General features: G+C 50.6%; 19 protein-coding genes. 7 read left to right on the forward strand and 12 right to left on the reverse strand.

Going from position 1 to position 20,797, the window contains the following annotated elements:
• Nucleotides 1-276: 276 nt before the first annotated feature.
• Nucleotides 277-3,657, reverse strand: coding sequence for an exodeoxyribonuclease V subunit gamma (gene recC / locus BZG82_RS04070; protein ID WP_077765223.1), 3,381 nt, complete (start codon nt 3,655-3,657; stop codon nt 277-279).
• 134 nt (nt 3,658-3,791) lie between these two features.
• On the reverse strand, nt 3,792-4,475 hold the full coding sequence (locus BZG82_RS04075) for a DNA-3-methyladenine glycosylase I (protein WP_077479377.1): 684 nt from the start codon (nt 4,473-4,475) through the stop codon (nt 3,792-3,794).
• Between the two features lie 83 nt (nt 4,476-4,558).
• Between BZG82_RS04075 and BZG82_RS04080 the strand changes: the two genes are divergently transcribed.
• From BZG82_RS04080 to pheA, 4 genes are all read left to right on the forward strand, one after another.
• Nucleotides 4,559-4,867 (forward strand): YebG family protein, encoded by a 309-nt coding sequence (locus BZG82_RS04080; RefSeq protein WP_069586683.1) that lies wholly within the window; start codon nt 4,559-4,561, stop codon nt 4,865-4,867.
• A 225-nt stretch (nt 4,868-5,092) separates the two neighbouring features.
• Nucleotides 5,093-6,124, forward strand: a complete 1,032-nt coding sequence (gene dapD / locus BZG82_RS04085; RefSeq protein ID WP_069586682.1) for a 2,3,4,5-tetrahydropyridine-2,6-dicarboxylate N-succinyltransferase — start codon at nt 5,093-5,095, stop codon at nt 6,122-6,124.
• A 396-nt stretch (nt 6,125-6,520) separates the two neighbouring features.
• The gene (hpf, locus tag BZG82_RS04090; protein WP_077479378.1) at nt 6,521-6,871 is read left to right on the forward strand and encodes a ribosome hibernation-promoting factor, HPF/YfiA family; all 351 of its coding nucleotides are present in this window, start codon (nt 6,521-6,523) and stop codon (nt 6,869-6,871) included.
• Nucleotides 6,872-7,129: 258 nt separating this feature from the next.
• Nucleotides 7,130-8,314, forward strand: coding sequence for a prephenate dehydratase (gene pheA, locus BZG82_RS04095; RefSeq protein WP_077765224.1), 1,185 nt, complete (start codon nt 7,130-7,132; stop codon nt 8,312-8,314).
• A 56-nt stretch (nt 8,315-8,370) separates the two neighbouring features.
• Here pheA and BZG82_RS04100 read toward each other — a convergent pair whose 3' ends face one another.
• From BZG82_RS04100 to BZG82_RS04110, 3 genes are all read right to left on the reverse strand, one after another.
• A complete protein-coding gene (locus BZG82_RS04100; protein ID WP_077765225.1) occupies nt 8,371-9,072 on the reverse strand; it encodes a hypothetical protein in 702 nt (233 codons plus the stop codon).
• Nucleotides 9,073-9,239: 167 nt separating this feature from the next.
• On the reverse strand, nt 9,240-10,373 hold the full coding sequence (tyrA, locus tag BZG82_RS04105; protein ID WP_077765226.1) for a bifunctional chorismate mutase/prephenate dehydrogenase: 1,134 nt from the start codon (nt 10,371-10,373) through the stop codon (nt 9,240-9,242).
• 3 nt (nt 10,374-10,376) lie between these two features.
• Complete coding sequence (locus BZG82_RS04110; protein WP_077765227.1) at nt 10,377-11,453, reverse strand: 3-deoxy-7-phosphoheptulonate synthase; 1,077 nt, start codon at nt 11,451-11,453, stop codon at nt 10,377-10,379.
• A 186-nt stretch (nt 11,454-11,639) separates the two neighbouring features.
• Between BZG82_RS04110 and BZG82_RS04115 the strand changes: the two genes are divergently transcribed.
• The gene (locus BZG82_RS04115) at nt 11,640-13,337 is read left to right on the forward strand and encodes a sensor histidine kinase (RefSeq protein WP_077765228.1); all 1,698 of its coding nucleotides are present in this window, start codon (nt 11,640-11,642) and stop codon (nt 13,335-13,337) included.
• Complete coding sequence (gene btsR, locus BZG82_RS04120; protein ID WP_077765229.1) at nt 13,334-14,053, forward strand: two-component system response regulator BtsR; 720 nt, start codon at nt 13,334-13,336, stop codon at nt 14,051-14,053. Before BZG82_RS04115 ends, btsR begins: the two co-directional genes overlap by 4 nt.
• A 20-nt stretch (nt 14,054-14,073) precedes the next feature.
• On the opposite strand, the gene BZG82_RS04125 is transcribed toward btsR, so the two are convergent.
• The 7 genes from BZG82_RS04125 to ffh all read right to left on the reverse strand — a co-directional run bounded on the left by BZG82_RS04125 (nt 14,074) and on the right by ffh (nt 19,756).
• Nucleotides 14,074-14,463, reverse strand: a complete 390-nt coding sequence (locus tag BZG82_RS04125; protein ID WP_077765255.1) for a DUF2799 domain-containing protein — start codon at nt 14,461-14,463, stop codon at nt 14,074-14,076.
• A gap of 101 nt (nt 14,464-14,564) precedes the next feature.
• Nucleotides 14,565-15,989: a carbon starvation CstA family protein gene (locus BZG82_RS04130; protein ID WP_077677936.1), complete on the reverse strand. Its 1,425-nt coding sequence runs from the start codon at nt 15,987-15,989 to the stop codon at nt 14,565-14,567.
• Between the two features lie 227 nt (nt 15,990-16,216).
• On the reverse strand, nt 16,217-16,570 hold the full coding sequence (gene rplS, locus BZG82_RS04135; protein WP_069586885.1) for a 50S ribosomal protein L19: 354 nt from the start codon (nt 16,568-16,570) through the stop codon (nt 16,217-16,219).
• 28 nt (nt 16,571-16,598) lie between these two features.
• Nucleotides 16,599-17,354 carry a tRNA (guanosine(37)-N1)-methyltransferase TrmD gene (gene trmD / locus BZG82_RS04140; protein WP_069586884.1) on the reverse strand — a complete coding sequence of 252 codons (756 nt, stop codon included), beginning with the start codon at nt 17,352-17,354 and terminating at the stop codon, nt 16,599-16,601.
• A 25-nt stretch (nt 17,355-17,379) separates the two neighbouring features.
• The gene (gene rimM, locus BZG82_RS04145) at nt 17,380-17,907 is read right to left on the reverse strand and encodes a ribosome maturation factor RimM (protein ID WP_077479387.1); all 528 of its coding nucleotides are present in this window, start codon (nt 17,905-17,907) and stop codon (nt 17,380-17,382) included.
• A gap of 28 nt (nt 17,908-17,935) precedes the next feature.
• A complete protein-coding gene (rpsP, locus tag BZG82_RS04150) occupies nt 17,936-18,184 on the reverse strand; it encodes a 30S ribosomal protein S16 (RefSeq protein ID WP_069586882.1) in 249 nt (82 codons plus the stop codon).
• Between the two features lie 198 nt (nt 18,185-18,382).
• Nucleotides 18,383-19,756, reverse strand: coding sequence for a signal recognition particle protein (ffh, locus tag BZG82_RS04155; RefSeq protein ID WP_069586881.1), 1,374 nt, complete (start codon nt 19,754-19,756; stop codon nt 18,383-18,385).
• A gap of 184 nt (nt 19,757-19,940) precedes the next feature.
• Between ffh and BZG82_RS04160 the strand changes: the two genes are divergently transcribed.
• Nucleotides 19,941-20,738 (forward strand): cytochrome C assembly family protein, encoded by a 798-nt coding sequence (locus BZG82_RS04160; RefSeq protein ID WP_077663008.1) that lies wholly within the window; start codon nt 19,941-19,943, stop codon nt 20,736-20,738.
• The last annotated feature ends 59 nt before the right edge of the window (nt 20,739-20,797 follow it).

Consider the following 20,797-nt stretch of genomic DNA (forward strand, 5'->3'; position numbering starts at 1 on the left):
GATATAAATAAACAAATATATAAATCACAGCGACAAAACAATCGTAAGACTAATGTTTAGACCACAAATAAATTAACCCGTTAAACGCACGCATTTGGTTAATAAATAAACAACAATGTGATAACAACCCGCTTTGTTAGTGTCGCGTGATGCACCGCATTTAGCCGCCTCATTCATCGTCCGAGCAAAGGGTGTGCCGGTTAGATATTCTTTTTTTACGCATAAAAAAGCCAGACAAGACGTCTGGCTAATAAGGTACGGCAAGAAGATAAGACGCTAACGCTTTTGTCGCTGCGCTAGCATCGGCATTAAGTGACGATCGCCTGTCGCTAGCAGCGCTTGGCCGAGGCTCTCTCGCCATTGCGGCCAAACACGGTAAACGTAAGGGTCTTGCCCTTCGCCAGGGTTAAAGCCCCCCACAAACGTATCGCGTATCGCTTTTAGGGCTTTGTCTTGGCCGGTTTCACTGTTATCAAAGCCTTTTTTACTATCTCGGGCTTTTATCCCCGCCCCGACTGAGCTTGGCAGATAGGTAAGCGGCTGGTTGAGGCCCTGTTGATAGTCTTCAACCAAAGCTTGTAAGTGTGCAAGCGCGTCATCTTTGCTGAGTGGGGAAAACTCGATGGTTTCTTTCACTCCCACCAGCGTACTCGGCACGGCTTCGCCCATTGCGCATTGGCATAAATGATCGATCCATACTGAAAGCTGATGACGCACGGTCAGATCGCCGCAATGAAAGCGGACCAAGCAGTCTTGATAACGCCGGTTGAGCCAACCTTGCAGTTGTACCTCACCCAACGCAGTGGGAAGGGTCAGATTAAGCTCAAGATCGGGACGCGGCGCGGCGAGTAAAGGCGTTAAACGTTGGTACATATCACGGATCACCGTAACTTGCGTATCCAAGGTCAATTCGCCAAAGTACGCCAAAGGCAACTTGCCCTGCCCACGCTGTCGGGCCATAAAGTCCTGCACGCTTTGGGGACTGTCATCAGTCTCAATAAAGTGCGCTAACAGCTGATCGCGCAGTTGAAAACGGTGCAAGGTATCTAAGCTAAAGGGTTCAAATTCTTCTAACGGCGCTTCTAACTGCTCAAAGAAGACTTTCAAGCGGCGTTGGAAAAAGTAGCGCACGGGCAACCGCCAAAAGCGCTGCAACTCTGCCAATTCAATCACAGGATCGATATGACTATCCGGATCGGGGCTTAACGCATCACCAATAAATGCCGGCAGTTGCGTCCCTTGCCCTTTGGCAGCCGGTAGCCACTCTTGTGCATAACTTCCATCACCGGAAAAGGCATCAGGGCTAAAGGGCGTTAGCGGATGTAACTGGATAAGTTTTTCTTCCAACCGCTGGCGTGACTGGACTTCAGGTAAATCGCGGTCACCGGCCAAACAGTAGCCTTGGGTACAATATTCAAGCAGCTCGGTAACCAGAACCGACGGGACTTTTAAGCTGTTATCTTGCACTGAGCGCCCGACATAACTGATATATAAACGCTGCTGTGCTGACTGCAGCGCTTCTAAAAACAGGTAACGATCATCGTCACGGCGTGAGCGATCCCCTGCCCGCGTGCGGCCCACCATCAAATCAAATCCGACGCTAGGCACAGTGCGCGGGTACACGCCATCATTCATCCCAAGCAGACACACCACGTTAAAGGGAATAGAGCGCATCGGCATCAAGGTGCAAAAGTTGACCTGACCGGCCAAAAAGCGCTGGCTGACTCGTTCGTTATTGAGGCGACCATTAAAGTAATCGCGCACCACGGGCAAGGTTAGCGTGTGGGTAAAGGCGGCATCGCTAAGCTGTGTCAGCCAACTGTCTAACTGGGTACGGATTAATTTGACTGCTAACTCTTCATCCCCTTCAATGGCGAAGCAATCATCTAGCATTTGAGTCAACCGCGCCACCCACGCCTTGCCATCGCATTCAATCGCCAGTTGTTGCTGGTAGTTAATTAAGGTGTCGATAAACAGCCCTAAACGCCCCGCCAGCTCCGCATTAAGTCCTTGGACTTCATCATAAGGGACGGTGTCTGCAAACAAGCCGGCCTCACTCGGCATCGCGTAGCCGAGTAGCATACGTTTCAGGCCAAATAGCCAAGTATTCTGATACTGCTCGGGCAAGGCAAATTGGCTTGCGGTATGGGTATCAAGACCCCAGCGAATACCGGTTTCTTCCACCCACTGCTTAATCTGATCAAACTGTTGGCTGTCGATGGCAAAACGGCGCGACACCGCCGGCACCTCAAGAATTTCCAACAGCTCCGCCGCACTGCATCGACTATCAGGTAGGGTGAGCAGACGCAAAAAGGCGGCTAACACCGGGCTTTCTTGATCGGCGCTGCGATCTGAGATGGAAAACGGAATAAAACGCTCACTCGGTGCATTACCAAACACCGCTTGAATGGCGGGGCTGTAGGCATTGATATCCGCCACCATCACAATCACATCGCGGGGGCTCAGTGATGGATTGGCCTCAAACATCGCCAGTAGCTGATCGTGCAGCACTTCGACTTCGCGCATCGGGCTGTGACAGGCATGGATTGCGATCGAAGCATCATCTGGCTCGATTTCTGTTTTCGCCGTACTGGTTTCAGTCTGCTTGGGATCGCCCGGCTCATTCAAATCCAAAATATCGGCTTGGATGTGATGCAGCAGATTATCGCGGTTGACCTCAACGAAGCCGCTATCAATCTCATTGCAGGCCATTTCCGAGAGCAGCAGTAAGTTGTCGCGCCCCAGTTTTCCCATCGACGCCAGCAAGCTGTTCCCTACTTCACCGTGCTCGGGCTCATCAAGTCCGAGTGCCAATTGGCTCTCGGCGGGGATGTCTTCAATTCGGCTGATTTTATCCCGCGCCAACGCGGCACGTTTAGCCAGATAGCGCTTATCGCGAATATCGCCCCAATAGTAACGGCATGGGTTGGTGAACATAAAATGCACCTCCACATGCTCGCCCAGTGCTTGCAACGCATCCAGATAGCGTGGTGGGAGCGCGGAGATGCCAAACACAAAGACCCGCTCAATATCAGCCAGCCCCGCAGGCTTGTGCTGATGGCTGGTTAAGGTATCGATAAACTCTTGATACAAGTTAGCGCGATGGTAAGGCGATTGGCCCAGCGCCAATGTGTGATCGTATAAGCGGCGCCACAGTTTTTGCTGCCAAGGCTGCACATCGTCAAGCTCAGGCACCGGTTGTTCTTGCTCCCATGCCAGCACCCACTCGGGGCGATAGACCAAATACTGGTCGAAAATATCGGCCACTTTTTCGGCCAGCTGGTAAGCACGCTGCTGATCCTGGCTGTCTTCCAAATACGCGGCTAAATCAGCGAACTCTGGCGCATCCAGACAGCTGGGTAAGATGTCCATTAGCTTCCATGTCATCGCCTCTTTATTGAAATCACTGCGCTCAGGCACGCCATCCAACACCCGCACAAACAGCTGCCAGATAAAGGTAGCGGGAAGCGGGAATTCGACGTTGGCGACAATCTGCTGCTCATTGGCGAGTGCCATTTTTAACCACTGCGCCATGCCGGGGCTTTGCACCAGAATAAGTTCTTTTTGAAAAGGGTCAGACAGTGGTCGCTGTTGGATTAGGGAGACCAACAAGGACTTCAACAGATCGAGCTGATTAGAGTGATAAACAGTAAACACAAGGCGCTCACATGGGAAAGATAACTGGCATCGATTGTGGCCGATTGCCGTACTAAGCGCAAACCGCCATCGATACGCCGCGACCTCGCACACGGCTTGCTAACCGTGTGATGGCACAGCAAATCGCTGCGCGATTAAACGCGATTGTCACCCACACTGAATGCGATCAGCTGGCTGATATGGTTCAGTGAACGCCCCGACTCTTGCTGCCACTCATTAAATGCCTGTTGCGCTGCTTGCATCGCCCGCTTGGTCTCTCGACCGCTATCAACGATTTTAGTCGCGCGCAGGTAGTGCTCGATATCACGGGTGAACAAGAAGGTGTCCTTGCCCATTCGGCGCAAGGTATAAGCACCGGTATTACCGCCTAAACGCTTACCGTGCTTTTTTAAATACTGCCATAACCCGACAATATCTTCGCTGGGCCAATCGGCGACAAACTGGCTAAAACTGCCGTGCGATTGCTGCACGCGGTGAATCATTTCCGCGTTGTGCGGAATGGTCATCACCTTGGTAAGATGACGAATAATCGCTGGGTTGGTGGCTTTTTCTTCCCACATTTCCGGTGGCATCAGCAGCATTTTCTCAATATCAAAGCCCCAGAACACCTCTTCAAATCCGGGCCATTTTTTACGCACTACCTGCCAACTAATCCCCGATTGAAATACCTTCTGGCTAAACGCTGCGAGCCAGCGATCATCTGGTATCTCACACAAGGCATCATGTTCAAGCGGTGCCACCAGCATATGCTCTAATGCACGTTGACCACCTTTACGTTCGGCGGCACGTTGATAAATAGTGCTAAATTTTTCTCTCATGTCACAATCATGGCAGGGTCAGTAGACAATGGCCCTTATCGTACTGTATAAAAAGACAGTAAATCAACGAAGAGAGGGTGATTATGGCCGTTATCGTCAAGTACGTGGTCGAACGCGAAGGAGAAGAGAAGATGACATTTACCTCCAAAGCCGAAGCCGATGCCTACGACAAAATGTTGGACATGGCAGACGCCTTGTTCGATCTGATTGAAGAAAGCAAACTGGTAGACGACGAAGAAAAGCGTGAAGCCTTGTCGCTATACCTCGCTGAACATAAAGACTCTGTCCTCGAAGCGCTGGGCGCCAAGCGCAAGGCGGCAAAGAAAAAGCCGGCTAAAAGCGAGACCAAAGCGGACACAAATAGCGACGACAAAGACGCCGACGCAGCTTAATGTTGTGATTGCTGACCCTGTTAGGATCCGCGAAAGAGCAAGCCCAGTGGCTTGCTTTTTTTATGCCCGCCCCCTTCACCACCTATGCATTAAGGCGCATCGCTGCCCCGACCTGTGCGGTTTTTTCGTCAGCCGCCGTTTGATCGCTTCCAACCACTGCCGCTTGTCTTTAAGATGAAGCATTCGATGTTTTAAGCCCAAATATACACAAGGAGATCTTCCCCGATGGCAAGCTTTGCTCTGGCGCTAGGTACAGCGACCAAAAACCAGGACGGTAAAATCATTGAGGCCTACTTCCCGGCACCGCTACTCAACCCGAGCGATGAGCTGGTTAACGCGCTTAGCGCCCTCACCGACTATACGTCGGGTAACCAAGTGATCGAGGTAGCGCCTGAAACATGCGGTGCGATCAGCGAAGCCTTCTCAGCGGCTGACGCCTCTCAAGCGGCAACCTTTGCCAATAAAGCGCAGCAAACCACACAACCCTTGGTACTGGTGATCCTCGAAAATGACATCAAGCCAGCGTCAGTGGCGGAAGGCTTCCTCAAGCTTCAACTGATCTCACACCGCTTAGTCAAACCACACGGTGTGGTACTTGACGGACTCTTTGGTCTGCTACACAACATTGCTTGGACCAACCAAGGCCCGATTGACTTGCCAGAACTGCCTGAGCGTCAAATGGAAGCTCGCCTGAAGGGCGAAACATTGACCGTTGAGTGCGTGGATAAATTCCCGAAAATGACCGATTACGTGGTGCCTGCTGGCGTGCGTATTGCGGATACCGCCCGAGTGCGCTTGGGTGCCCATGTGGGCGAAGGTACGACAGTGATGCACGAAGGCTTTATCAACTTTAATGCCGGTACTGAAGGTGTCAGCATGGTTGAGGGCCGCATCTCCGCGGGAGTCATGGTCGGCAACGGCAGTGATATTGGTGGCGGCGCATCAATCATGGGAACCTTGAGCGGCGGCGGCCAGATTGTCGTTTCAATTGGCGAAAACTCACTACTCGGTGCCAACGCCGGCCTTGGCTTCCCATTGGGCGATCGTTGCACCATCGAGTCAGGCCTGTATGTCACCGCAGGTACCAAAGTCACCATGCTCGACGCCGACGGGAATGCGGTCGAAAGCGTTAAAGCACGTGACTTGGCGGGCAAAGCCGATCTCCTGTTCCGTCGTAATTCAAAAACAGGGGCCGTTGAGTGTTTGACCAACAAGAGTGCGGTTGAGCTCAACCACGAGCTACACGCGAATAACTAATGCCTTGATTATTTATCAGCGCATTATCAGGCGGCCATCATGGTCGCCTTTTTTATGCCCAGTTTGCTTGAGCCACTCTCTTTTCACCGCAGTGCACCAAAACGCACCAGCTGATTTGTGGCACATTTTTAACCACAGGGAAAAGTAGGAAAATACACAGGCGCGACGCGGCCCTGACTGGCGGGTAAATCAGCATTCGTGACCTCTCCCAAGGTAGCATTTTTGTCTTTAAGTTCAAGGGATTTCATGCTTAACAAATGTCAGGATCCGTGAAGGCTCACAGTTCAGCTTTTCGTTTTTTCTCCCCCCTTTAAACTTGAGCCAAGTCACGTTATCAAAGGAGGAAAGCGGTAATCTGAATATGAACCTAATACAGGGGAACAAAGAGGAACGAGTATGAGAGTGGAAATTGCAGGCAAAAACATCGAGATCACTCCCGCCATCCGTGAGCGCATCGAAAGCCGCTTTGATAAGTTGGCCAAGTGGCAGGTGGCACTCATCAATCCTCATGCTGTGATCAGTAAGGAGCCAAACCATCAGTTCAAAGTAGAAGCCAAAGCAGGGTTGCCAGGATCAACCATCGTGGCCTCTGCGGAAAGCGATGACATGTATAAAGCGATCAACGAGGTGGGCCAAAAGCTCGAAAAGCAATTAAATAAGGCCCAACACAAAGGCGAAGCACGCCGCAACGACAAATCAACGGCAACGGTTGCAATGGAAGAAAACGCAGCCGACGAGGAAATCTAACCCGCATTGCATTACCTCACCCGCTAAACATGTCAGCCCCGCCCCCGCGGGGCTTTTTGGTGCTTGACAGCATCCCCCGCTGTCAATATGGTTAATTGACACGCAAACATAACAACCAAGGCCCTATGCTGATTATTGCTCGTTTCTTTCGCTTCTTTTTTATCTCGCCTGTGCGGGAGGAAGCGTGCTAAGCCTTAACAGCATGGCGCTCTAACCTCCCAACCGGGAGGTTTTTTTGTATTAGAACAAGGATAATGTATGCCAGACACGCCACTTTCACTGGACGAGATCCGCACGCGGATCAGCCAGTTAGACCATGAATTGCTGACTTTACTGGCCGAGCGCCGCCGCCTCAGCGTGGATGTCGCGAAAAACAAAATCGCGCTTCAAAAACCGATTCGCGATCAAGCGCGAGAACAAGCCTTATTGGAAAAATTGGTCAGTGATGGCAGTGCCCACCAACTGGACGCCCACTATGTGCTGAGTATTTTCCACACCATTATTGAAGACTCGGTGCTGATTCAGCAGCGTTATCTGCAAGCTCTGGCCAACCCCGACAATCAACGCCCAGTGGCACGGGTTTCCTTTTTGGGCAGCCAAGGTTCGTACTCCTATCTCGCCGCGCGCCAGTACTTTAGCCGCAAGCAGACTGAATTGGTTGAAATGGCCTGTGACAGCTTTAAACAAGTGGTCGAAACGGTAGAAACCGGCCATGCCGACTATGGCTTATTGCCTGTTGAAAATACTAGCTCAGGGTCGATCAATGAAGTCTACGATCAGCTGCAGCACACCCGGCTATCTATCGTTGGCGAGTTAACCCTTCCCATTGCTCATTGCTTACTGACCGTTGGTGACCAAGATCCCAGCCATATTGATACCCTGTACGCGCACCCCCAACCTCATCAGCAATGCAGCGAGTATGTCGATACCTTAGGCAAAATCAATAAAGTGTACTGTTCAAGCACCGCTGACGCGATGCAACAAGTGGCAGATTTAAACCAACCTAATGTAGCTGCCATCGGCCATGCCGCCAGTGGTGAGTTGTATGGCCTCACGGCAATCAAATCAGATATAGCGAATCAGCAGCAAAACTACACCCGCTTTATCGTAGTGGCCCGTAAGCCGGTGAAAGTGTCCAAACTTACACCTGCAAAAACCACGTTCATTATGTCGACGTCGCAGCAAGCGGGTTCTTTGGTGGAGTGTTTGATGGTATTGCGAGAGCGCGGCATCAATATGACCAAGCTTGAATCTCGGCCAGTGCTTGGCAACCCATGGGAAGAGATGTTTTATGTCGATGTTGAAGCCAATATGGCCAGTGAGGTGATGCAAAGTGCGCTGGACGAGCTCACTACTTTGACCCGTTATCTAAAAGTGCTCGGCTGCTACCCGTCAGAGACCATTTCTCCCACCGAGGTATCGCTGCCGGACAGCGACGAATAATCGCGAGTAGCCATTAACGCCAAAAGCCCACAATGTGGGCTTTAGCTGATTAATAATCACTCTTTAAACGTTTTATTAGTGGCTGTATCCGCACTGAATTTATAGGGATACTCTTCGTTCAAAGCCCCAAAAACCGCCAACCAGTGACGACGAGCTAATGACTTTGGAAGAATAGGCTGTGGAATCAAAGACCATCTAAATAAGTTGAACCCCCAAGATATACCTCCGACAGGGTAAAAGACCCCATCTACTTCGCTTAGCCCAAAGAGCATACCTTCCCAACGCAACGTTCGATGAGGCGGAGCCGTCCAACTTGGATTATCGCGAAACACCTCTCCCTCACTATAAAACGGGTAACTGTTGTTGCGCCTTTCTTGACTACCTACATCGACAAAAGTCCATCCAGACTGACCATTACCAAACGATGCATGCTTTCCTGAAAACTGCTGCTCTCCAGACGTCGTGACTATATGCAACCAGTGCGTCACCTTGTGGGATGAGACTTCAATAGCGGGAAAGTTTGGCGCCAAGCAATCGTGACCGCCAACTGGAACAAATCGAACCGTAAAGGCCTCTTTGTCTGACCATGTGGGCATCATATGTTCAGTAGCCGCTTCATCATCAAAGCACGCGGAGTAACGTCCATGTTCGAGGTTCACAGCCAGCAATGCATTACGATAGAGCATCAATGCGATAAAAGAAGCAAAGAACACGGTAAAAAGGCTAAGTGAAAGATATATCAGAGTGCTTTTTTTCATTGTTTGATTGCATACCAAATAAGAGCGCCTTAAAAACCATATCAAATCAACGGATCAAAGTTCTCTTTTTTGTATAAAATACAGACAAATGCACACTGTAAAAAAACCAGCCAAGCGGCTGGTTTGGGTATAGATTTATCATCTATTGTCGGAGTGGTTTACATAAGCTAGGTCGCGGTGCGATGGGTGGCGTCGTTGGCTTGTCGCAACAGGCCTTGGCTTTCTTGTAAAAAGCGCGGCGCGTAATCGCCAAACCAGTTTTCGACTTGAGCAAACGCATCGACAAAGGTGGCTTTGTCGTGCTGTTCAAGCAAATCAATCGCTTCCCCAAAACGCTGGTAAAAGCGCTTAATCATCGCCAAGTTTTGCGGTGAGGACATAATAATATCCGCATACAAGCTTGCATCTTGGGCAAACAGACGCCCCACCATGGCAAGCTCCAAGCGATAAATCGGTGAGCTCAACGCTGTCAGCTGGTCCAAGTTGGGGTTTTCTTCTGCCAGATGGACCCCGTAAACAAACGACGTAAAGTGACGCAGCGCTTGGATCAGTGTCATGCCCTCATCATGCTCAACAGCACTGATCCTGTGTAGTCCCGCCCCCCAAATACGAAATTGCTCGAGCAGCCATTGGTAGGCTTCTGGCTCGCGACCATCGCAGTAAACAATGACCTGCTTAGCCAGGCTAGCCACATCAGGACCAAACATGGGGTGCAGCCCCACAACGGGGCCTTGATGCGCCGTTAACATAGCTTGTAGCGGGCCAGATTTAACGGAGGTAAGGTCTGCCAAAATACAGTCTTTCGGAAGCTGTTGAAGCTTGCTGATCACGGTTTCGGTGACATCAATAGGCACAGAGACCACCACCATGCCGGCATCTGCGAGCAATGCCTCTGCGTTGTCCCAATCGTTTTTCTCCAACACAGACACTTGATAGCCCGATAAGCGGAATAAGCGTGCAAATAAGCGACCTAACTGCCCTTCTCCGCCAATCACCACGATGCGGCGCAAATCCGGGTTTAGGCATTTAAAACCAGAGTCGTTTTCGCTACTGTACGACTCGCGCATCGTGCGCCGCAGCACATCTTCAATCAAATCGGGCGGCACCCCTTGCGCTTCGGCTTCTGCTCGTCGAGACGCTAACATGGCCGCTTCTCGGTCAGGTGCATAAATGGGCAAGCCATGCTGACTTTTTACCTCACCCACTTCCGCAACCAGTGCCAGTCGCTTGGCGAGTAGAGTTACCATTTGTTTGTCGACATCATCGATTTGATCGCGCAGTCGGCTTAGTTCCGCCACCATGATTTAGTCCTGTTGAATCCGTTGTTGTAGAGAGGTTGCCAACGCTTGGTGCGTATGACGCAGCAATTGTTCGGTAGACGCCCAATCAATGCAAGCATCAGTGATCGAGACGCCGTACGCCATCTCTTCTTTGGGCAGATCCGCCGATTGATTCCCCGCATGGATATGGCTTTCTAGCATCAGACCGATAATAGACCGGTTGCCCTGATTGATCTGGTGGATCACATCTTCAGCGACCAAGGTTTGGCGACGGTAATCTTTGCGAGAGTTCGCATGGCTACAGTCGACCATCAGCGATGGCGTCAGGTTAGCATCGCGCAGTTGCTGCTCACACTCGGCCACAGAGACTGAATCATAGTTGGTTTGCTTGCCGCCACGTAAAATCACATGGCCATTAGGGTTGCCTTGTGTGGTCAATAATGCCACTTGGCCGGCTTGGTTGATCCCCATAAAACGGTGCCCTGAAGCAGCCGCTTTCATCGCATTGGTGGCGGTGGCCAGATTGCCATCCGTGCCATTTTTAAAGCCAATCGGCATCGACAGACCACTCGCCATTTCACGATGGGTTTGTGACTCGGTAGTACGCGCACCAATCGCCGCCCAGCTAAACAAATCGCCAATGTATTGTGGGCTGATGGGGTCGAGCGCTTCGGTGGCCAACGGCAGTCCCATTTCAGCAAGTTCAGTGAGCAGACTGCGTGCTTGCTTTAAACCAAACTCAACATCAAAGCTACCATCCAAGTGAGGATCATTGATAAGCCCTTTCCAGCCCACTGTGGTGCGTGGTTTTTCAAAGTAAACCCGCATCACAATAAACAAGTGGTCGCTCAGCTCATCGGACAGGGCTTTCAGACGACGGGCATAGTCTTTCGCCGCATCGACATCATGAATGGAGCAAGGACCACATACCACAAGCAGGCGATGATCACGCTTGTTGATAATATCTGCCACGGTCTGACGGGCCTGACTAATCGCCGCTCGGGTACTTTTGGTGATAGGAAATTGATCGCGAAGTTGCTCTGGTGTGAGAAGCACTTGTTCATCGCGAATGTTGATATTGGTTACCGAATCTTGCTGCATGACCTTGCCCTAAAAGATGTTCACTATGTTTTACATAGACAATACCAGCCCATATTTTAAAAGCAATAGTGACTGTATCATTTGAATTACGGTGTAATTTTTAATTTACACATACATTTTTAATTAGAGTCTTTTATCACCAACAGTTACTATAACGGAGAACTCTAGTTACCCCTTTTTATTGTTATGGCGTTAGTGCTTTCGTTGCTGCAGCAGATGAGCGTGTATCTTGTGATCGCGTATTTGCTGAGCAAAACCCCTGTGTTTATGCCGCTGCTCAGTATTTCTGGGCGGCTATCGCACAAGTGTGTCTGCTATGTGCTCTTTTCCGGCTTCTGTATTCTCGGCACCTATTTTGGGTTGCACATCCAAGACGCAATCGCGAATACCCGCGCTATCGGTGCCGTTCTTGGCGGTCTGCTTGGCGGCCCTGTGGTGGGTTTTTTGGTCGGCTTAACCGGCGGACTACATCGCTATAGTTTAGGAGGGTTTACAGATTTAGCTTGTGCGATCTCGACCACAGCAGAGGGCGTGATTGGCGGCTTAATGCACCGCTACTTGGTCTCTCGCAACCAAACCAGCCGCTTGTTTTCCCCTACCGTGGTCCTGAGCGTGACGTTTGTAGCAGAGCTGGTACAAATGGCCATCATTCTCGCCGTCGCCGAACCCTTTAGTCGTGCTTATGAGCTCGTCAGTGCGATCGCCGCGCCCATGGTGATCGCTAACTCAGTCGGTGCCGCGATGTTTATGAGCATTATTGTTGATCGCAAGACGTTGTTCGAGCGCTATTCAGCAGCGTTTTCCAGTAAAGCACTTAAAATTGCTGAACGCTCGGTCGGTATTTTAAGCAGCGGGTTTAATCAACAAAGTAGTGAACAGGTCGCCGCCATTATCCAGCAAGAAACCGGCGTGGGGGCTGTGGCAATCACAGATCGCGAGAAAATCCTCGCCTTTACCGGCATTAGTGATGACCACCACTTACCCGGTACCCCAATTGCGTCCGATTATACCCGACGTGCCATTGCGGATGACCAACTCATCTATATCGACGGCGCGGATACCCCTTATTGCTGCTCACTGTCTCCCCATTGCAAACTGGGCTCTGTGTTGGTGATCCCGCTGCGTGGCGGGGATGGCTATGTGCTAGGGACGGTGAAGCTTTATGAGCCAAAACGTAAACTGTTCTCGGCAATCAATGTCACCATGGGAGAAGGGATCGCGCGTTTGCTCTCCAACCAAATTTTAACCGGCCGTTATCAGCGCCAGCAAACTTTGCTGACCCAAGCGGAGTTAAACTTGCTACGCGCCCAAGTGAACCCTCACTTTTTATTTAACGCGTTGAACACCATCAGCGCGGTGGTCAAGCGCGAGCCAGAGCGCGCCCGTCAGTTAATCCAGCACTTATCCACCTTCTTTCGTAGTAACTTAAAACAAAACCGTGAAACCGTCTCGCTTGAGCAAGAGCTGAATCATCTTGATGCCTATCTGGAACTCGAACATGCCCGCTTTGCCGATCGAATGAGTGTTGAAAAGCAGATTGATCCGGCTATCTTGCACGCGGTGATCCCCAGTTTTACCTTACAGCCTTTGGTTGAGAACGCGGTGAAACATGGGATCAGTCAATTAATGGCCGACGGTCAAATCATCATTCGTGGTTGGCAAGAAGGCGAGTGCCTGTATTTACAAGTCGAGGACAATGCAGGTTTCTATCAACCAGCGGCACAGCATGCTGGGCTGGGGCTTCGTATTGTGGATAAACGGATACGCGGATTATTCGGCGGACAATACGGGCTTAAAATGACATGCCAGCATGATCACTGGACACGTGCCACCGTGACCTTGCCATTAACCGATACTGCCCCAAACAAGGAGACCATGACATGATTCGAGCGTTAATCGTGGATGACGAACTCTATGCACGTGAAGCCTTGGAAGATGAGCTACTCGCGCTTGGCGGCGTTGAGGTGGTTGGACAGTGCAACAATGCTATCGACGCACTAAAAACCATTAATCACACCCGCCCCGATGTGGTGTTTTTAGATATTCAAATGCCTCGCGTCACCGGCCTTGAGCTGCTTGCAATGCTTGACCCCGAGACCATGCCCAAAGTGGTGTTTGTCACCGCCTATGATGAGTTTGCCGTACAAGCCTTTGAGGACAACGCATTTGATTATTTGCTCAAGCCCATCGAAACCGCGCGCTTAAAAAAGTCACTCGACAAACTGTCGCGTGAGTTAAACCGACAAGAGGACTATCAGGCGATCACACCCGCACTGGAGCTGCTCCCTTGTGCGGGCCATAACCGGATTACCTTAGTGCCTCACCAGGATGTTGAAGTGGCACGCACCTCAGTAACTGGCGTGACACTACTCACCGCCAATGGTGAATCCGTCACCCATTTAAGCTTGAAAGTCTTGGAAGACAAAACGCCCTTAATGCGCTGCCACCGACAATTTTTGGTGCATCCTGCCGCCATTCGGGAGATCCGGTTGTTAGACAATGGGCTCGCAGAGGTGGTGACCGCCTCCTCTCATTCGGTACCGGTAAGCCGACGTTATCTTAAGGCACTGAAAGATAAACTTGGTCTTACCCATAATTGATGCCGGCACCGGTTTTAGCACTAGTAAAACTGGCTATTCGCTTGGCTTTGGTAATCGTTATAGCCACGTTGCCACTCCATACGAAAACGCTGTGAGCCGGGTCGGCTTTCGCACACGCCCATATAGGGGTTGCCATCCAACCCGAGTTGATACGCATGTGCAGGATTGCAGTATGCGTCAATGCCATGAATATAGCCTCGCTCGTAGTCGAGGTAATTGGCGGTCATACGGTCGCCCGCTTTGTTCGCCAGTGTGCGTAAATCGTTTAAGGTTCGCTGTGGTAGCCCGCGCTGGCCATCTTGCTCACCCAGTCCATACCAGTTTTGCTCATCCACTAACGCTTGTGTGGTCGACGCTGCACACCCCGCCATTAGCACAATAGTCAGTAACGAAAAAAGCGCGTGTTTCATGCCACCATCCTTTTGATCAAAAAAGCCCCAGCGAATGCTGAGGCTTTGATCATAGCGCATTTTATACGTTATTGCTGTAATACCAATTGGTTAGGATGGCATCATTGCTCGTCAGCAATCAGCTGAGGATTCGGCTTATAGACCACGAGGAACGCAATACTCGCCACCACCGTTGTTACCAGGCCAATGATGGTCGCTGTGTTCATCGGTAAGCCAAAGCCAATGTCGGCGTTGGCTAAGTAGGTCACCGTCACTGCGGTCATAAACATCGCTGGAATAGTGCAGACCCAGTGCAGCTTATCACGCTTAATTAGGTAGGCTGCCGCGGCCCACAACATGATCATCGCCGTGGTTTGGTTGGCCCAACCAAAGTAGCGCCAAATCACGCCAAACTCGGCCTTGGTGATCAAGTAACCCACCACAAACATAGGAATCGCAATCAGGAGACGTTTCATCAATGGCTTTTGCTGAATATTCAAAAAGTCAGCAATGATCAAACGCGCAGAGCGGAACGCAGTATCCCCTGAGGTAATAGGCAATACAATCACACCTAATACCGCCATAATGCCCCCAACGGTGCCCAAGAGCGAGGTAGAGACCTCATGCACCACAGCGGCAGGACCGCCATTGGCGAGCGTTTGGTTCAACGCATCCGTGGATTCGTAAAAGCTTAATCCTAAGCTACACCAGATAAGCGCGATCACACCTTCACCAATCATGGCACCATAGAAGATAAAGCGACCCGACTTTTCATTTTGCATGCAGCGCGCCATCAATGGCGACTGGGTGGCATGGAAACCTGACACCGCCCCACAGGCAATAGTGATAAAGAGCAGTGGCCACAATGGCAGATCGGTGGGATGGAAGTTAGTGGCAAAATCGAGCCCTTGGCTGTAGAAGCTGTGATCGCTCGCGGCCAAGCCAATCATCAAGCCGACCGACATAAAGACCAATAAGGCGCCAAAGAACGGATAAAAGCGACCAATAATTTTATCGATCGGTACCACAGTCGCGAGGATATAGTAAGCAAAAATGATCGCCACCCATACCGGTACACTCATCGCCGATAAGCTACCTAGCAGCTTGGCAGGGCCCAAGACAAAGACTACGCCCACTAGCATCAAGAGTAACACCGCAAAGAAGTTCATAAAATGTTTAGCGAAGTTACCTAAGTGCTCGCCGACCACCGCAGGAACCGACGCGCCTTTTGCTCGGACACTCAGCATACCTGAGAAATAGTCATGGACCGCACCGGCAAATATACAGCCAAACACAATCCATAACATGGCTACCGGCCCATACAAGGCACCGAGGATTGGACCAAAAATCGGCCCAAGGCCTGCAATATTAAGAAGTTGAATAAGATAAACTTTTTTATCAGATAGCGGGACGTAATCCACACCATCGTTCATGCTCATGGCAGGTGTGGCTTGTTCGGGTTTAGGACCGAACACCTTGGTAATAAAGGTGCCATAAGTGAAGTAGCCGGCGATCAAAGCCACTACGCAGAGTAGAAACCAGGACATTCTCGTTCTCCGTCTCGATACGCAGCGATGCTGCTAATCAGTGAGTAAGGTACGGATGCCATTTTGCCCTATTGTTTGTCTATGTCTTGCGCTCTTTCAGTGAGTGGCAACATAGCAAGTTAAATGGTCGTGACGGGCATTAAGTGGTTTCGTGACTTGACTGTAAGAGAACAATAAAAAAGCCCGTCCATCGGGACGGGCTTTCTGAGCAATAAACGCCGGAGCGATTACTTCTTGTTAAGACGCTCTTTGATTCGAGCTGACTTACCAGAACGCTCACGCAGGTAGTACAGTTTGGCACGACGTACTGCACCGCGACGTTTAACAGTAATGCTGTCGATAACTGGCGAGTGAGTTTGGAAAGTACGCTCTACACCTTCACCGCTAGACATTTTACGTACGGTGAATGCAGAGTGCAGGCCACGGTTGCGCTTAGCAATTACCACACCTTCGTATGGCTGCAGACGCTCACGGTTACCTTCTTTTACTTTAACCTGTACCAGGACAGTGTCACCTGCTTGAAACTCAGGCAGGTCTTTTTTCATTTGCTCGTCTTCGAGCTGCTTGATGATGTTACTCATTGTCTATAACCCTAGAATAAACTGAAACTCAATTTGATTCGGCACTTGCTCGATGCTCTTTAATGAACTCGGCAAGTAGTGATTCCTGTTCGTCAGTCAGAGCTAGGTTTTCCAGGAGCTCTGGTCGTCGTAGCCAAGTGCGACCTAGCGATTGCTTTAATCGCCAGCGACGAATGTCCTTATGGTTTCCGGATTTTAGCACCTCTGGTACCGCCAACCCATCTAACAACTCAGGACGCGTGTAGTGTGGACAGTCTAACAACCCGTTGGCAAAGGAGTCTTCCTCTGCTGACGCCATGTCGCCTAAAACGCCCGGTACAAACCGAGCAACAGCGTCTACTAACGTCATCGCGGGCAGCTCGCCCCCACTGAGCACAAAATCTCCTACCGACCATTCTTCATCGACGTGAGTTTGTATAATGCGCTCGTCTACCCCTTCGTACCGGCCACAAATCAAAATAAGTTTTTCATTGCTGGCCAGTGATTCGACCCCCGCTTGGTCGAGCTTACGCCCTTGCGGAGAGAGGTAAACCACTTTCGCGTTATCGCCTGCGGCTTGTTTGGCAGCGTGAATGGCATCGCGCAACGGCTGAACCATCATTAACATACCGGGGCCACCGCCGTAAGGTCGATCATCAACCGTACGATGTTTGTCTTGGGTGAAATCACGCGGATTCCACGTTTCGACGTTTAACAGCCCTTTTTTAACCGCTTGGCCCGTGACTCCAAAATCAGTGACGGCTCGGAACATTTCTGGAAAAAGGCTGATAATGCCAACCCACATATTTCCGCTCGCTTACTGTTGGAGTTTAAAAACCAGGATCCCAGTCAACTTCGATCCGTTGAGCAGTGCGATCAATCGACTTGATGACCTGCTCTTCAAGGAACGGAATTAAACGTTCCTTTTTGCCAAAAGCATCTTTCAGGTTGGCTTTAACGACAAGTACGTCGTTCGAGCCCGTTTCAAGCATGTCTGTCACAGTACCGAGGTGATAGCCTTTCGTATTCACCACGTCCATGCCAAACAGCTCACGCCAATAAAACTCTTCATCCGATAACGCTGGCAGTGCTTCAGCACTAACGGCGATTTCGGCATTGGTCAGCATCTGCGCGTCTTCGCGCTGATCCAGCCCTTTGAGCTTGGCAACATACCCTTTGTTGTGGCGCTTCCAGTCTTCTAACTCGAAACGTTGCCACTCGCCACGCACCTGGATAAACCACGGTGAGTAGGCAAAAATGCTCTCAGCTTCTTCAGTGTAAGAAAAAATCTTGAGCCAGCCTCGAATGCCGTATGACGAGCCAAGCTTGCCGACGACGATAGTTTCTTGCTCACTCATTTCTTCTTTTAACCCTGACACTGATTGCTTACGCTGCTTTCGCTGCGTCTTTGATCAGCTTAGCAACACGGTCAGAAACCGCAGCGCCTTCGCCAACCCAGTGGTTTACGCGATCCAGGTCAAGGCGTAGTTTCTCTTCCTGGCCTTGAGCTACAGGGTTGAAGAAACCGATTTTCTCGATGAAGCGACCGTCGCGCGCCTGGCGGCTGTCAGCTACAACGATTTGATAGAATGGGCGTTTTTTCGCGCCATGACGTGCCAAACGAATGGTTACCATATCGTCCTCATTTGCATTACTTAATAAAATTGGCCCCGTTTCGCGTAAGCAATGCGGGGCCTCGTGCCAAAATAAAGCTCGGGAATTTTACTCTTTATTGCTGTGATTGCAACTGGTTTAGCCAAATTTTCACCAGCTGTCCCAAGCCTCACAGCGAGTTGTCATGCAGGCTGACGCTTCATCCGCCTGCAAAATGGGTTAGCCCATAAAGCCACCACCAGGTCCACCCGGCGGCATCATGCCTTTCATCTGACGCATCATGTTACGCATGCCGCCTTTTTGCATTTTCTTCATCATTTTTTGCATCTGGGTAAACTGCTTGAGCAAACGATTGACGTCTTGCACTTGGGTCCCAGAGCCGGCTGCGATACGTTTTTTGCGCGAGCCTTTGATGATCTCAGGGCGTTGACGCTCACGTGGGGTCATCGAATTGATGATAGCTTCCATTTGCACGAACATCTTATCATCAACGTTATCTTTCACGTTGGCCGGTAAGTTCGACATACCCGGGAGCTTATCCATCATCCCCATCATGCCGCCCATGCTTTTCATTTGCTGCAGTTGGTCACGGAAGTCGCCCAGATCAAAGCCTTTCTTTTCTTTGAACTTCTTGGCCATTTTCTCGGCTTTGTCTTTATCGACATTACGCTCGAGATCTTCGATAAGTGACAGCACGTCACCCATACCCAAGATACGGGATGCCACCCGGTCAGGATGGAAGGGCTCTAGTGCGTCAGTCTTCTCACCCACACCCAAGAATTTAATCGGCTTACCGGTAATATGGCGAACCGACAATGCAGCACCACCACGCGCATCACCATCGACTTTGGTCAATACCACACCAGTCAGTGCTAACGCATCGTTAAAAGCCTTGGCGGTGTTCGCGGCGTCTTGACCGGTCATGGCGTCCACCACAAACAAAGTCTCGACTGGGTTTATCGCATGGTGAACGTCTTTGATCTCGTCCATCATTGCATCGTCAACGTGCAGACGACCGGCGGTATCGACGATCACCACGTCGTAGAATTTGAGCTTCCCTTCATCGAGCGCTGCTTTGGCGATATCTACTGGGTTCTGGTCTGCGCTCGACGGAAAGAAATCAACGCCAACTTCACTGGCCAGTGTTTCCAACTGTTTAATCGCCGCGGGGCGATACACGTCAGCCGATACCACCAGCACTTTTTTCTTATGACGCTCTTTGAGCATCTTACCCAGTTTACCCACACTGGTGGTTTTACCAGCACCTTGCAGGCCCGCCATCAGGATCACCGCAGGAGGCTGGGTGGCAAGATCAAGCTGCTCATTAGCATCGCCCATCACCGCTTCCAGCTCGGCTTGAACGATCTTGATGAATTCTTGCCCCGGGGTCAGGGTTTTCGATACCTCAATCCCCACGGCGCGCTCTTTAACGCGTTTAACAAAATCACGAACCACAGGGAGCGCGACATCGGCTTCCAGTAGCGCCATACGCACTTCGCGCAGGGTTTCCTTGATATTGTCTTCCGTTAATCGACCTCGACCGCTGATATTTTTTAGCGTCCGGGATAAACGTTCTGATAAATTTTCAAACATGCGTTACTCGCCCACTCGTCCTATTGGCCCATGACATTGACCGTCAGGGTGCAATCGCTGTCGCGAAATTAATTGAGATTATACCGCAATCCCCCCATCGCTTGCATGTATCGATAGCGACAGAGATTGAGGCAAGGTATACTCACACCTTCATTCTTATTGATTAACTGACTGATCGGTGACGATGGATATTCTGACAGCCTTATTGGCATCACTGCTTTATCTGGCCGCCATTTTGCAGATCATCCCCGGCTTGTCCAGCAACAATCAGATTAGTGCGAAGCCGGTCTTCTTTACTGCACTGGCTGCGCTGGCATTGCACGCATATCTGCTCAAGGATTTAATCCTTTCTGGCAGCGGGCAAAATTTAAGCATACTCAACGTCGCGTCGTTGGTAAGTTTCATCATTGCTATGATGACTACCGGCCTGATTTTCCGACTCCGTTTATGGTTTTTGCTGCCGGTTGTCTATGCCTTTGCGGGGTTAAACCTCGCCAGCGCGACCTTGCTACCCGGTGCCTTTATTACCCATTTAGAGTCACACCCTGAGGTGTTGTTGCATATCTCCTTGGCGCTGTTTGCGTACTCGACCCTGATGATTGCAACCTTGTACGCACTGCAGCTGGCTTGGCTCGACTATCAGTTAAAACATAAAAAGCGTCAGGTCATCAACCATAACGTCCCACCTTTAATGATGGTGGAACGCCAACTTTTCAACATCATTTTAGTGGGTCAGAGTTTACTGACGTTCACCTTAATTACTGGATTTGTTTTTGTCGATGATATGTTCGCGCAAGGAAAAGCGCATAAAGCCTTCCTATCGATGGCAGCATGGGTGGTCTATGGTGTGCTACTATGGGGCCACTATCAATCTGGCTGGCGTGGACGTCGAGTGATTTGGTTTAGTATTGTAGGCGCCTTTCTACTCACATTGGCCTACTTTGGTAGCCGATTTGTTCGCGAGATCCTTATTGCGGGTTAATCGTCACTCTAGAATGCATGATGGGTGCGCTCACCACCCAACGGCATGCCAGTGTTATA

The sequence above is a fragment of the Salinivibrio sp. PR5 genome (genome assembly GCF_001996085.1).
Taxonomy (GTDB): Bacteria; Pseudomonadota; Gammaproteobacteria; order Enterobacterales; family Vibrionaceae; genus Salinivibrio; species Salinivibrio proteolyticus.

Excerpts from the sequence above, each read along its gene's own strand:
- BZG82_RS04125 (WP_077765255.1), bottom strand. The coding sequence starts at position 14,463 with ATGAAACACGCGCTTTTTTCGTTACTGACTATTGTGCTAATGGCGGGG.
- pheA (WP_077765224.1), top strand. The coding sequence starts at position 7,130 with ATGCCAGACACGCCACTTTCACTGGACGAGATCCGCACGCGGATCAGC.
- BZG82_RS04160 (WP_077663008.1), top strand. The coding sequence starts at position 19,941 with ATGGATATTCTGACAGCCTTATTGGCATCACTGCTTTATCTGGCCGCC.
- hpf (WP_077479378.1), top strand. The coding sequence starts at position 6,521 with ATGAGAGTGGAAATTGCAGGCAAAAACATCGAGATCACTCCCGCCATC.
- BZG82_RS04110 (WP_077765227.1), bottom strand. The coding sequence starts at position 11,453 with ATGCAGCAAGATTCGGTAACCAATATCAACATTCGCGATGAACAAGTG.
- BZG82_RS04080 (WP_069586683.1), top strand. The coding sequence starts at position 4,559 with ATGGCCGTTATCGTCAAGTACGTGGTCGAACGCGAAGGAGAAGAGAAG.
- dapD (WP_069586682.1), top strand. The coding sequence starts at position 5,093 with ATGGCAAGCTTTGCTCTGGCGCTAGGTACAGCGACCAAAAACCAGGAC.
- trmD (WP_069586884.1), bottom strand. The coding sequence starts at position 17,354 with ATGTGGGTTGGCATTATCAGCCTTTTTCCAGAAATGTTCCGAGCCGTC.
- BZG82_RS04100 (WP_077765225.1), bottom strand. The coding sequence starts at position 9,072 with ATGAAAAAAAGCACTCTGATATATCTTTCACTTAGCCTTTTTACCGTG.
- rplS (WP_069586885.1), bottom strand. The coding sequence starts at position 16,570 with ATGAGTAACATCATCAAGCAGCTCGAAGACGAGCAAATGAAAAAAGAC.
- BZG82_RS04115 (WP_077765228.1), top strand. The coding sequence starts at position 11,640 with ATGGCGTTAGTGCTTTCGTTGCTGCAGCAGATGAGCGTGTATCTTGTG.
- rimM (WP_077479387.1), bottom strand. The coding sequence starts at position 17,907 with ATGAGTGAGCAAGAAACTATCGTCGTCGGCAAGCTTGGCTCGTCATAC.
- btsR (WP_077765229.1), top strand. The coding sequence starts at position 13,334 with ATGATTCGAGCGTTAATCGTGGATGACGAACTCTATGCACGTGAAGCC.
- BZG82_RS04075 (WP_077479377.1), bottom strand. The coding sequence starts at position 4,475 with ATGAGAGAAAAATTTAGCACTATTTATCAACGTGCCGCCGAACGTAAA.
- rpsP (WP_069586882.1), bottom strand. The coding sequence starts at position 18,184 with ATGGTAACCATTCGTTTGGCACGTCATGGCGCGAAAAAACGCCCATTC.
- tyrA (WP_077765226.1), bottom strand. The coding sequence starts at position 10,373 with ATGGTGGCGGAACTAAGCCGACTGCGCGATCAAATCGATGATGTCGAC.
- ffh (WP_069586881.1), bottom strand. The coding sequence starts at position 19,756 with ATGTTTGAAAATTTATCAGAACGTTTATCCCGGACGCTAAAAAATATC.
- BZG82_RS04130 (WP_077677936.1), bottom strand. The coding sequence starts at position 15,989 with ATGTCCTGGTTTCTACTCTGCGTAGTGGCTTTGATCGCCGGCTACTTC.